General features: G+C 60.3%; 9 protein-coding genes and 1 tRNA gene. 4 read left to right on the forward strand and 6 right to left on the reverse strand.

Annotated features, from left to right (window positions below):
- Window positions 1-12: 12 nt before the first annotated feature.
- A complete protein-coding gene (locus tag HMPREF3055_RS03765; RefSeq protein ID WP_070738038.1) occupies window positions 13-1,596 on the reverse strand; it encodes a cation:proton antiporter domain-containing protein in 1,584 nt (527 codons plus the stop codon).
- A gap of 381 nt (window positions 1,597-1,977) precedes the next feature.
- Between HMPREF3055_RS03765 and HMPREF3055_RS03770 the strand changes: the two genes are divergently transcribed.
- Window positions 1,978-3,111: a hypothetical protein gene (locus HMPREF3055_RS03770; protein WP_070677484.1), complete on the forward strand. Its 1,134-nt coding sequence runs from the start codon at window positions 1,978-1,980 to the stop codon at window positions 3,109-3,111.
- Between the two features lie 139 nt (window positions 3,112-3,250).
- On the opposite strand, the gene HMPREF3055_RS03775 is transcribed toward HMPREF3055_RS03770, so the two are convergent.
- The 5 genes from HMPREF3055_RS03775 to HMPREF3055_RS03795 form a co-directional block, all read right to left on the reverse strand.
- Window positions 3,251-3,324 (reverse strand) — tRNA-Pro (locus HMPREF3055_RS03775).
- A gap of 109 nt (window positions 3,325-3,433) precedes the next feature.
- The gene (locus HMPREF3055_RS03780; RefSeq protein ID WP_070738040.1) at window positions 3,434-5,314 is read right to left on the reverse strand and encodes an ABC transporter ATP-binding protein; all 1,881 of its coding nucleotides are present in this window, start codon (window positions 5,312-5,314) and stop codon (window positions 3,434-3,436) included.
- Complete coding sequence (locus tag HMPREF3055_RS03785; protein WP_070738043.1) at window positions 5,314-7,344, reverse strand: ABC transporter ATP-binding protein; 2,031 nt, start codon at window positions 7,342-7,344, stop codon at window positions 5,314-5,316. The genes HMPREF3055_RS03780 and HMPREF3055_RS03785 overlap by 1 nt, the downstream gene beginning before the upstream one ends.
- Entirely contained in the window at window positions 7,344-8,357 is a 1,014-nt protein-coding gene (locus tag HMPREF3055_RS03790; RefSeq protein WP_070738046.1) for a metallophosphoesterase, read from the reverse strand. The genes HMPREF3055_RS03785 and HMPREF3055_RS03790 overlap by 1 nt, the downstream gene beginning before the upstream one ends.
- Window positions 8,358-8,397: 40 nt before the next feature.
- The gene (locus HMPREF3055_RS03795) at window positions 8,398-10,542 is read right to left on the reverse strand and encodes a transglycosylase domain-containing protein (protein ID WP_070738050.1); all 2,145 of its coding nucleotides are present in this window, start codon (window positions 10,540-10,542) and stop codon (window positions 8,398-8,400) included.
- A 165-nt stretch (window positions 10,543-10,707) separates the two neighbouring features.
- Here HMPREF3055_RS03795 and HMPREF3055_RS03800 point away from each other — a divergent pair, with 165 nt between their 5' ends.
- From HMPREF3055_RS03800 to HMPREF3055_RS03810, 3 genes are all read left to right on the forward strand, one after another.
- The gene (locus HMPREF3055_RS03800) at window positions 10,708-10,911 is read left to right on the forward strand and encodes a DUF4177 domain-containing protein (protein ID WP_005504647.1); all 204 of its coding nucleotides are present in this window, start codon (window positions 10,708-10,710) and stop codon (window positions 10,909-10,911) included.
- Window positions 10,912-11,097: 186 nt separating this feature from the next.
- Entirely contained in the window at window positions 11,098-11,580 is a 483-nt protein-coding gene (locus tag HMPREF3055_RS03805; RefSeq protein ID WP_070738051.1) for a RidA family protein, read from the forward strand.
- A complete protein-coding gene (locus tag HMPREF3055_RS03810) occupies window positions 11,573-12,748 on the forward strand; it encodes an NUDIX hydrolase (protein ID WP_070738054.1) in 1,176 nt (391 codons plus the stop codon). The genes HMPREF3055_RS03805 and HMPREF3055_RS03810 overlap by 8 nt, the downstream gene beginning before the upstream one ends.
- The last annotated feature ends 81 nt before the right edge of the window (window positions 12,749-12,829 follow it).

Here is a 12,829-nt window from a genome sequence, read left to right on the forward strand (position 1 = left end):
CCGTAGCCGCTACTAGATCTCTGCAGAACCCGTATTTTCCGCAGAACCCTTACGCTTCTTTGCCTCAGCCCGAGAGGCTGCTCGGGACGCAACACTAGAACCAGCGGAAGTGTCCGTAGCCTCGGCAGAGCCGGGCTGAGCATCGGCCGGGGATTCAGAATCGGGCTGGGACTCAGAATCGGGCTGGGTCTCGGAATCAGCCTGCGACTTCAGCTGAACCACCGGAATCATACCCGTAGTCAGCTTTGTCTGAGCATTACGCTGAGCCTTCAGAGCATTCATCTGTTCCTTACGGCTCGGCGCCTGCTGAGACGGTCCAGCAGAACCAAACGCCTGACGAATACCCAACGCCCACAGCGGGAACAGTAGAACCGTCAGCGCGCCACCGGCAACCAGCAGCGACGCCGTGGACTCCTCCAGAAGACCCGAACTGGTCGCAACCTCCGTCACCGCCACAATAATCGGCAGACCCGCAGCCGAATACAACGCCAACTGCGCCTTCTGCGCGCGAGCGGTCAACCCCGAACGGGTATCGAAGAAATGCTCCGCCAAAAGCACCGGAACACCACGGCACAGCAGAATACCCACCACCACGGCAAGCAGACCCAAAGGCTTAGCCACCACGGCAGAGACATCAATGCCCATACCGCTGACCACAAAGAACAGCGGAATCATGAACGTAAAACCAACCACCTCAAGGCGGCGAGTCATCATGTGCAGAGCCGCCGGAGGGGTCAGGGTACGCAGAATCAGGCCCGCCGCGAACGCGCCCAGCACCGCATCCAAATCGAAGAGTGCGGTGCACATGATCAGGGTCGCCAGCAGGAACATCGCAAGACGCAGAACCGTCTGACCGGTAGTGTTCGCCTCCGCAGCCATAATCTGACGCAGACCCGGCACATGCGCAAACAGGCGGTGCGGAATCAACGCCGTAATCACCGCAACCACCATAAACGCCAGCAGCACCACAAACGCCATACCCGGCGAACGCGACGACAACAACAGCGAAATAGCGAAAATCGGCAGCAGCTCACCCACAGCGCCGTGCACCAGCACCGCATTACCCACCGGCGTACCGGCGGCACCATGAGACTTCAACATCGGCAGCAGCGTACCCAGAGCCGTAGAACTCAGCGCCACACCCACCGCAACATACGTATTCAGCTCACGCGAGAACGACGTAATCACCGCCGCACCCGCCATACCCAAGGCAAAACACACAAACCACGTGGCAATAGCGCTATAACCCTGGCGGCTACGCAGCGAGGACACGTTAATCTCAAAGCCCGCAATCAAAAAGAGCATGCCCAGACCAAGCTCCTTCAGCAGCGGGATGCCGCCCTCACTGCTGGCAAGATTGAACATATTCGGGCCAATGAGCAGACCAAAAATGAGCAGGAAAACCACATCCGGAATCTTCTTACCCGTCACGCGGGAAAGAATCGGGGAAAGCAACGCAACCAACGTAATCCAGAAAATGGACACAAACTGGCCGCTATCGTGGCTCGATCCATCCGACAGAGTCGTACCCGAAGCAAGAAGAGCACCAGACGCCCCCAAATCCGTCAAGAAAAGCGGGGAAAAAGTCGAAAACATAAAACCTCAACGTGGTGTGTGCAGGTGGGGCGCGTTTGGGACAGTAAAAGGAGCGAAATCATGCTCCCGCGGGATTGCCCCACCTTTAAGAACGTACCAATGGTACACACCCAACCTCGTGCAACAACACTTGAACAGCACTCACCAATAGGGCAAGAAGCTCCAGCCAGCAGCCGACCGAGAGGCGGCATGAGAGCAAAACCTCCGCGCCACCGCCGGACCAGACACAGCTTCCACCGTTACACTTAACACCTATGCCAGAGCATCCGGCACACACCACCGGATGCGGCAGATACCCTGGCAGCGCACATCCCCTGGCAGGGCACACACCACCGGCAGGGTGCACAGACTCTCAAACACGGCACTACAAGGAGCGAGGACATGGCAGCAGGGCGCACTCAACCCATCCCCACCGTCAGCAGCGGGGCACGCGCCGCCTCCCTCGGAGGAACCCGACGCGACCTCGGGCTCGACCTAGCCCGCGCCTTCGCCGTGCTCAGCCTGCTCATCCCCTTCGGATACTGGCTGCAGCTGATCCCGGTGTCCTGGAAATTCTGGATCCCGCAGACCCTCGTACCGGCAGAACCGCTCTTCGCCGCAATCCTGGGCGCAGCCGCCTGGCGCTACGCCCGCACCGCAAACTTTCCGCAGCTCTTTGCCGGAACCATCGTGCGATTCCTCGCGCTGCTGCTACTGGGTGTGGCACTCATGCAGGGCATCACCTACCTGCCGCAAGCCGGCGTGACCGTACCGACGCAGGGCTTCTCCTACTCCCTGCCCTTCGACATGCTCGTGCACCTGGCGCTACTCACCCTGCTGACCCTATTCGTCGTGCACCTGCCCCTGTGGGCAATCGCAGTGCTAGCGGTAGTCACCAGCCCCTTCATTACCTGGACCTACACCCTCCTCATGGACGTAGCCGCTCGGGCCGACCAGTGGACCGCTACCCAGCTGCCGTTCCTGGCAAACCACGGCGTCAACCACGCGCAGAGCGCCCAGCTCATCTGGGTCATGTGCCTGGGCATCGTGCTCGTGCGCCTCTACGACAACCTGCAGGCAAAGCTCGCAATCCCCGTAGTACTCGCCGTGCTGGCGCTCGCCGTCTACCGCACCTTCAACCCCTACACCGAGCTCGGCTTCCTCAACAGCCCGCAGGTGCTGCTAACCCTAAACCTCGCGGCAACCCTCTACTTCTGGGCCGAATGCGCGCGCCTGCTCTCCGCACAGGCGGGAATGCTTACCCCCATCGCCCGCCTGGGCCAGATGTCGCTGAGCGCCTCCATTGTTCTGAGCGGAATCATCATCTACGCCGGCCCCACCGTCAAGGCTCTCACCGTCGGCGAGCACTACATCGCCACCGGAGGCTGGGGCACCGCCGTGTACTGGAGCGCCTTCCTGCTGCTCGGCGCTGTTATCGCCCTGGGCTTCTGCACCCTCTGGTCACGCATGGCACGCTCCATTGCCGGACGCGGCCCCCTGGAGGCGATTCTCGCCCTCATCTCCGGGCGCGGCTAAACGGAACTGAACTCAAAACGAAAGCGACCCCCTCCCCGCGTTCCTGCGCGGGTAGGGGGTCGCCTCTATATGCTCAACATCTGCAACAGAAATACTGCGGGTACGACAAAGCCCCGGTCCAGAGGACCGGGGCTTTCTGTCGGGATGACAGGATTTGAACCTGCGACCTCGTCGTCCCGAACGACGCGCGCTACCAAGCTGCGCCACATCCCGATGTTGACCTATCAGTGAATACCGTAGGCAACTCACCTAGGATAACCCAAAAAAATTCAGAACGCAACACAGCGGCACACCACCGGTCGGGGAGAGGCAAATAAAGTTCCTAGGCTTCAGCCTCCTGAACCTGATTCAGCTCATCCCAGGAGGCGTACATCGCTGCAAAACGACCACCGGAAGCAATCAGCTGCTGCGGGGAGCCATCCTCCACCACGGAGCCCTCATGAATCACCAGCACACGATCAGCACCCAGAACCGTCGAGAGGCGATGCGCAATCACCAGCGCCGTACGCCCCGCCAACACGGTTCGTAGCGCCGCCTGCACCGCACGCTCACTCGGGATGTCCAGCGAAGCCGTCGCCTCATCCAGGATCAGCACTCGCGGATTCGCCAAGAACACGCGAGCAAAGGACACCAGCTGACGCTGACCCGCCGACAGGGTAATACCGCCGCGACCCAGCTGTGATTCGTAGCCCTCACGCAGACGCTCAATGAACGCGTCAGCGCCCACCGCCTTTGCGGCAGCCTTCACCTGCTCATCGGTCGCCTGTGGGTTACCCATGCGGATATTCTCCAGAATCGACGCGGAGAACAGGAACACCTCCTGGGTCAGCATGAGCACCTCACGGCGCAGCTGCGCATCCGCCAGCTGGCGAACATCCACGTCGTCAATACGCACCTGACCGGCTGAAACATCGTAGAAACGAGCCACCAGCTTAGCAATCGTCGACTTACCGGCACCCGTAGCACCCACCAGCGCCACGGTCGTACCCGGCTCAATGCGCAGGGTCGTCTCCTTCAACGCGTGACGATCCGACGTGTACCCAAAGACCGCCGAATCCAGCTCCACCAAAGCGCCCTGAACCGTGCCGGACGTGCCCTCAGCAGCACTAGACTTAGATGCAGACTCGGCGGTAGACTCTACAGCGCGCTCATGCGGATGCTCCGGTTCAGCAACCTCCGGCTCCTCAGCCAAGAACGACGACAGCTTCTCCAGCGCGGACATCGCCGACTGGAACATGTTGTAGAACTCAGAAAGCTGCATAACCGGCTCAAACACGCGGTTCGCGTAAATCACCAGCGCCAGCAGGGTACCGATCTGCATGGTGCCGCCCAGCACCGCATAACCACCCAGCACCAACGCACCGGCAATAAACACATTGCCCAAAAGCATCAGCACGGGTGAGTAGACGCCGAAAATCTTAATGGAATCCATCACCGCAAGGCGGTAACGCTCCGACGCCTGAGCGTACTCATAACGCATCTGCGCCTCCGCACCAAACGCCTTCACCGCGCGGATACCCGTAAAAGTCTCCACAAAACGGCTCGTCAAATGCGCAGACTCGGTACGCATCGTACGGAAAACCGGCACCGCGGTCTTCTGGAACCAGCGCGTCAAGAAATAAATCGGCACACCCATGACCAGCATGAACAGACCAATACGCCAATCCAGAAGGAAAATAGCGACCGCAGAAATCACCATGGACAGCAAGGTAATCGCCAACTGGCTGATGCCGCTGTCCAAGAAGCTGCGGACCGTATCAATATCGCTGGTCAAACGCGAAATGACCTTGCCCGAGGTATACCGCTCATGGAACGAAACACTCAGCGACTGCGCGTGACGGAACACCCGCTTACGCAGGTACACCACCACGCCCAGCGAAACGCGCACCGTGTACGCCACGTTGACCCACGAGAAGATCGCGGTTACCGCGGTAGCCGCCACAAAAAACGTCAGCAGGGTTAGCAGGGGAGAAACGTTACCCTGCCTAAGCGGCTCAATGGAACTATCCAGGACGCGGGCAATCAGAATCGGCGCAACCGCCGAGGAACCCGAGACCAAAAGCACCGAAATAATCGACAGAGCCAACGCCCCACGGTGCGGGCGCAACATCTGGCGCAGTAGAGCCATCGAGCGTTCGCGAGTCTCCGCGCGCTCCTGCGGGCTCATCTGCTCCCGCGGCTCCGCCGGACGATGATGGGCCATTAGCCCTCCTCCATCGTCATCAGCTGGCGGTACTGCTCCGAAGAGTCCATCAGCTCAGCGTGAGTGCCCTCCGCGACCACAGCACCATCAACCATCAGCAGCACGCGGTCCGCCAACGCCACGGTGGAGGGGCGGTGCGCCGTCAGCAGGGTCGTAGCGCCGCCCAGGCCCTCCAGCCCCTCACGCAGGCCGGTAATAATACGCTCCTCGGTGTTCACGTCCAGCGCTGAGAACGGGTCATCCAGCAACAGCACGGAGGGGCGCTTCGCCAGGGCACGTGCCAACGACAGACGCTGACGCTGACCACCCGAAAGGCTCAGACCCTCCTCACCAATGACGGTATCCAGACCCTGCGGAAGCTCCGCCACAAAATCGCACGCAGCCAGCTGCAGTGCGGTCTGGAGGGTCGCCTCCAGCTCTTCTGCGGCGGGGTAGTCTTCATCCTCGGTGCCGTGCTCGTACTGCTCGGCAACGCCCATCAGTACGTTCTCGCGGACCGTGCCGGAGAAGAGCACCGCCTCCTCAAAGACGAACGCGGTCTGGGCTCGCACCTCCTCAATGGACATGTCGGCGGTATCTCGGGTGCCAAAACGTAGGGAACCGGAGGTCGGCTCGTAGAAACGCGGAACCAGCGACAGTACGGTCGACTTGCCGCTACCGGTTGCACCCACCAGCGCTAGAATCTCACCCGGGAAGACCTTGAAGTTTACGTCCTTCAGCACGGAAACCTCGGGTGCCTTCACCTCAGAGTTTGCGTCGGTATCCTCAGCAGAAACAGGTGCTTCGGCAACATCGTAGCTGAACTGAACGTGATCGAAAGTGACAGATACTGCGCCACCGCTGGGGTACTGCATAGTTTCCTTCCCGGAGCCGCCCTCGGCAGACACTCCAGCTACTGTTGACGAATCAGAAGCACCCTGCGGATGCTCGGGCACAGACACAGCTGCGGAGCCACGAACCAGCGGCACCGCCTCAAAGCCGGGCTCGTCCATGACCTCGTTGTGGCGTTCCAATGCCACCTTATAGCTCAAATAGGCAGACATCAGCGCGGTCGAGCGCGTCACGTGGCTGAGCACGGTCGTCTGCACCGCAAAGTAGGCGGTCATCGCACCCAGGCTCAAGGTGCCCGCCGCAACCTGCGAAGCACCCACAGCCAGCGCCACCGCCGTGGAGACACCCACAATCAGGCCCTGGTACAGGGCAACGCGAGCCACCAGCATCGACCTGCCGTACTCGCGCACCTGCAGGGCATCCACAGACTCGGAGTATTCCTGAATCTGCTCGGGGGAGCGGCCCAGCGCCTTAATCACGCGGATACCGCGCACCGACTCCTCAATACGGGTGGAAAGATCGCCCGTCATTTGCTGAATCTCATGCGAAGCGCGGTAGTACTTGCGGGTAAAGTTCACCAGCGACAGCACCAAAATCGGCACGGTCACCACGAACACCAGCGCCAGCGACGGCGAAGAACGCAGCATGAAGAAGCCACCGACCAGGAACATCACCGCAACAGTCAGCATCTGAACAATACCGAAAGACAACCAACGGCGAATTGTCCCCAAATCGCTCATGGAGCGGGTCAGCAACTGACCGGAGGGCCAACGATCCAGCAGAGAAAGCGGGGCACTGAGCAGACGGTCAAAGAAGTTCATGCGCATGGACAGCTCAATCGTGGAGGTCGGGTCCACAATCAGCCAGCGCCTCCAATACATGAAGGAGGCATGCGCAATACCCAGCAGAAGCACCAGGCCACCGGCAATCCAGATGGCGCTCTCGGTGGTGCTCTGCGAGAGATGATCCACAATAATCTGCAGTACCTGCGGGATGGAAATCTCAAGGGCACCGGCACCGAACGCCACGAGCAGACCCACGCCCCAGCGCACACGAATCGGACGCGCATACGCGGCAAGGGTGCGCGGGGCACGCTGACCGTGCGCGTAGTCGATCGGGTCGGGGGTCGGTTCGCTCGCCGTCTCCAAGAAGGGATTACGGCGGCGCTTAGCCGTGTGTGCTGTAGAAGCCTCAGACATTAGCGGCGGCCACCTTCCGAAGCGTCGGCTTCACCCTTATCGCGAGCCGTGAGGGTCACCAGGATTGCCTCCGGCGGGCAGAACAGACGCACCGGCGCAAAACGAGAGGTACCCAAACCGGCAGAAACCTGAACCGGAATACCGGACTGCTCACTGACGCCTTTCGCACGCGAAGGCGGCAAATCGCAATTGCTGACCAACGCATGACCGCCGGGCAGACAGACCTGACCGCCGTGCGTATGACCGGCAAAAATAGCCTGCGCGCCGTCCTGCACGAAGCGGTGCAGGGTACGCATATAGGGGGCGTGCGCCACGCCGATACGGACGCTCGGCTCCTCACCCTCATCGAAGGCGCCGGGAGCGAAGCCGGGGTGCTCATCGTAGCGCAGGTGCGGGTCATCCACACCGGAGAACTCCAGACGCAGACCCTTAAGGTTCAGCGTATCGTAGCGGTTGACCAGGCCCGTCCAGCCGCGCGACTCGAACGCCTCGTGCATCCGCTCAATGGGCAGTGCTACACGCGAGCCCTCCTCAATCATCTGCGGGGTGCGCGGCTGCCACAGGTAACGCGCCGGGTTCTTGAAGACGGGCGCGAAATAGCAATTCGAGCCGGGCACAAACACGCCGGGGAAATCCATGAGCGGGTCGAGCGCCTCCAGCAGCGGACCCATACCGTCCACGTGGGAGAGATTATCGCCCGTGTTCATCACCAAATCCGGCTCCAGGGCAGCCAGCGAGTGCATGAAATCAATCTTCTTCTGCTGGCCCGGGATCATGTGCATATCCGAAATATGCAGAATCCTGAAGTCAGGACTACCGGCGGGCAACACCGGCAGGGACTCGGTGCGGAGCTGAAAATTGTTCAGCTCAATAAAGTGCCCATACGCCGCCGTGGCGGCCCCCAAGGCTGCAGTGGCGGCTACCGCCCCCGCTACCTTCTTCAGGAGCGGGGAGGAGCCGCGTGCGCCGGGGACCGCCACGGGGACGCGGGCGTTGACTGCGTTTTCACACATTATCAATCGCCTTTCAGGCTTCAGCTGATGAGCTGTGATTCTAGCTGTACGACAGAATCTTATCGCTGGGGGTGGTGAAGTCCTTCGTGTTGTACTTCGGTGCGATCGTCTTCATGAACGACTGCCACTGTGCACCCGCGTAGGTTGCACCATCGACGTACTCGAGGACTCGACCGTTGATGCCCACACCGTTCAGGGAGCGGAAGCCGAGGTTGTTAGAACCAACCCAAGACGCGGTGGACAGGCCACGAGTGTAGCCAACCTGCCAGGTCTGGGAGGAGTTATCGTTCGTACCGGTCTTCGCAGCCGAACCGTTCGGCAGACCAATACCGCGCTGAGAAGCGGAACCGCCAGGCTGGATAACACCCTTCAGAACCCAGCTGACACCGTTCGCGATGTCCGGATCCAGAACCTGCTCACACTGGTTCTGGTATTCCTTCATGGTTTCACCGTTGGTCTTGGTGATCTTCTCGATGGGGCGCGGGGTGCAGTACTTACCCTCAGAAGCGAAGATAGCGTACATGGATGCGCTGGTCAGCGGGGAGATACCGTACTTGGTACCACCAATGTTGGTACCCAGGTCGGGGATGCTGTGCAGCGGTTCGCCGGTACCGTCCAGGGCGTGCATCTTGATGGACAGATCGTGCACATCGCACAGGTCAATCTGGGAGAGCATGCCGTACAGGTACGAGTTCAACGACTGGCGAATACCGTACGCAGCGGTACCGTAGGTCAGGCCGCCGTTGACTGCGTTCTTGTAGGACCAGCCGTTCGGCTGACCGGTGTAGTAGTACTTACCGCCGTCGTAGCACTTGGCGTTCCAACCGAAGCTGGTGGGCCAGAACAGCTGGGTACCGTTCACGGTAGCGTTAGCGCCGCGACCGCTGATGAGCCACTGTGCCAGAATAATCGGCTTGAACGTCGAACCGGGCTGGAAGCCGCTGGTACCACCGTAGATGGCGTCAACGTTGTAGTTGTACTCGGTCTTGGAGTGGTCGTTCGCGTCTGCGGGGCTACCGAGCTCGGTGTTCTGTGCCATCGCGATGACGCGGCCGGTGCCGGGCTCAACACTGGTCAGTGCGGAGTTCACGTCGTTCCAGTTGGTTGCTGCCGGCTGGGTGGAGTCAACTGCCTGCTTTGCCGCAGTCTGAGCCTCGGGGTTCAGGGTGGTGATCACCTTCAGACCGCCACGCTTAATAGCGGTGTTACGCAGCTCAGCGGTTGCGCCGAGGGACTCATCCTGCAGCAGGTAGTTGACCACGTAGCGGCAGAAGAACGCCTTATCGCCTGCCAGGGAGCAACCCTGGGACTTGGTGTGGACGTTGAGCTTAATGTCGCTGGCGATAGCGTCGCTGTATTCCTTATCGGTAATCTTGCCGTCACGCAGCATGGTGCCCAGAACGATGTCGCGGCGTTCACGAGCCAGCTCGGGGTTCACGGTCGGGTCGTACACGTTCGGTGCCTGCACCAGACCGGCAAGAAGCGCGGACTGTGCCACGTTCAGGTCCTTAGCGGAAATACCCCAGTAGTACTGTGCCGCAGCCTCAACACCGTAGTTGGAACCACCGAGGTTCACGATGTTCAGGTAGCCTTCAAGGATTTCGTCCTTGGACTTGTTCTGCTCCATAGAGATCGCAAGCTTCATCTCGCGAATCTTTGCAGCGTAGGTCTTGTTACCGTTCAGGGTTGCGGTAGCGTCCTCACCACGAGCCACAGCGGAGTCAACAATGAGGTTGTTGACGTACTGCTGAGTCAGGGTAGATGCACCCTGACGGCGGCCGCTGTTGGAGTTAATGATGTTGTTCAGGAACGCACGACCGATACCGATAGCGGAGACAGCACCGTGGTTGTAGAAGTCACGGTCCTCCACCGAGACGATAGCGTTCTTCATATGCTGAGAAATCTGATCCAGCTTGACCGGTTCACGGTTCTCTTCAAAGAAGGTCGCGATTTCGGTCTTGCCGTCAGCAGCGTAAATAGTAGAAGGACGGGAGGAGATGCCATCGGCAATGTCGTCAGGAAGGTCCTGGAACCATGACATCGACGCGTTCGTGACCATACCCAAGCTCACGGCAGGGGGTACGACAATAATTGCCGCGAGGAAACCGGCAATCACGCTGAACGCGAGGAACTGCAAAAAATCTCCCGGGCGGCGACGCGCACGGGTTTTCTTAGATGAAGCCATTCATTCAGTTTATCCCATGAAGCTGTGAGAGGAAGTCTGGTTCGGCACCCCACAGGGAGGTGGGCGCCTCAGCCCTGAGAATAAAGCCTCCAAAGCGCCGGACATTGACCGAAACCATAGTAAATCCCTTTTACTTATTCGACCCTGAAAGCTAGTCTAGAGGGTATGAAGAAATGGGAATACGCAACTGTACCGCTGATGATCCACACGACCAAGGCAATCCTCGACAACTGGGGTGAAGACGGCTGGGAGCTCGTCACCGTTCTCCCCGGCGCATCCGCACCTGCTGGCGCAACCCCCGCGTCGAACATGGTCGCTCCGACTCAGGGCAACCCCATCGCCTACTTTAAGCGCGAGAAGGCTGACTAAGAGCAGCGTACCCGGCGGTCACCTCGCTATCCCGGCCCTCCTATTAACTAGGGGAGCGCGGGAATAGATGAGGAAGGCCGCCGGTTAGCCGTTTAACAGCTACCTGAATATCAGTAGCGTTTAGATTTACGGCATTTCCCCTATCACCGTTTGGGTGCCAGCACCCGCCATCCTTCTGGAGTAATCATGACTGAACCCCGTATTGAAGCACGTATCCGCGAACTCGGTTACGAACTGCCCGTAGCACCCGCCCCCGTTGCAGCCTACGTTCCGGCTGTTACGTCCGGCTCCTACGTGTACACCTCCGGTCAGCTGCCCTTCGTTGACGGCGCGCTGCCCGAAACCGGTAAGGTTTCCGACTCCGGCGCTGAAGGCTTCGTGACCCCCGAGGATGCGAAGAAGTACGCGGGTATCTGCCTGCTCAACGCCCTGGCAGCGGTCAAGTCCGTCATTGGCGACCTGGACCGCGTGCAGCGCGTCGTGAAGGTTGTCGGCTTCGTGGCATCCGAGGTGAACTTCACCGCTCAGCCCGCCGTCATTAACGGCGCATCCGAACTGCTCGGCGAAATCTTCGGTGAGGCAGGCCAGCACGCCCGCTCCGCAGTCGGCGTTCCCGTTCTTCCCCTGGACTCGCCCGTAGAGGTCGAGATCATTGTTGAATATGTCTAATCTGTACACCGGCGCGCTGCCGCTGTCTGCTATTCGTGCTGCCCAGGCTCAGCGGGCAGCACAAAGTGGCGCCCAAAAGACAGTGAACGGTATCGACGGCCACGGATCCGGCGAATCGCAGGATATCAAGACTCTACCCCAGCCGGTGCAGGAACGCCGCTTCGGCACCCCCACCCCGGCTGAGGGCGTGGAGCGCCCCCGCGTGTTCACCGGCCGCCAGTCTGTGGCTAACCCGCGAACCTCCTGCATCCAGCGTCTCTACACGATTCCCGAGTTCATGCGCACCGCCGCCGAAAGCTGGCGTGAAGGCGGTAACGAAGGTGCGACCGGCTGCACGATGCGCCAGGCGGCATCCGTCATTTTTGTGCGCGACGGCGACAACGGCCTCGAAACGATTCTGACCTACCGCCCCGGCACCTCCCCGCTCGGCGTGGTCGCGTTCCCCGGCGGCACGGCTCTTCCCGGTGATGATGAGTCTGCATCCTGGATCGGCCCCGGCGCCGAATACTGGGAAGAACAGTTCCACTTCTCTGATATCGCTCAGGCACGCCGTAGCGTCATGGCTGCCGTGCGTGAATCCTTCGAAGAGACCGGCATTCTGCTCGCTGGCGAGGACGATCAGGACGTGGTGGAACGATCCAGCACCCCCGAGCTCATGGCGTGGCGTGAAGCGGTTGCCGAGCAGGACAAGAGCTTCTCTAATTTCTTGACCTCCAGTGGTCTGAGCGTGCGTGCCGACCTGTTGCGCCCGGTCGCGCGTTGGCAGTCCCCGGACTTCTTCCTCAAGCGTTACGATATCGCCTACTTCACCACGGCGTTGCCCGTCGGTCAGGACCCGAAGCTGCTGCTCGGTAAGGGCGTGTGGGGTGACTGGCTGAACGTGCGTGAACTGCTCGAAGCCAAGGACACAAGCGAACTAGGCGACCGCATCGGCCAGCCCAACACGGTGGGACGCACCCTCGACCAGCTCATTACCCCCGGTGTGATGTGCATGCTCGAATCGCTGGCGAAGGCTCAGACCTCCGTGGCGTGGCTGTCCAAGCGCCGTAATATTGAGGTGAAGAAGCCCGTGCTCGTCACCCACAACGGTGCGTGCATGCTCTCCTTCACCGAGGTGGTTCCGGCTACCACCGGTTCCATCTACACCGGCGCGATGGGTGTGCTCTAACAGGTTTGCTCCAACAGGCCTGTTCTAATGAGCTACCGCAATGCTCGCTCGTATGATGAAGCGTTAAATAGATTAGGAGCC

The organism is Rothia sp. HMSC061C12, assembly GCF_001815755.1.
Lineage (GTDB): Bacteria > Actinomycetota > Actinomycetes > Actinomycetales > Micrococcaceae > Rothia > Rothia mucilaginosa.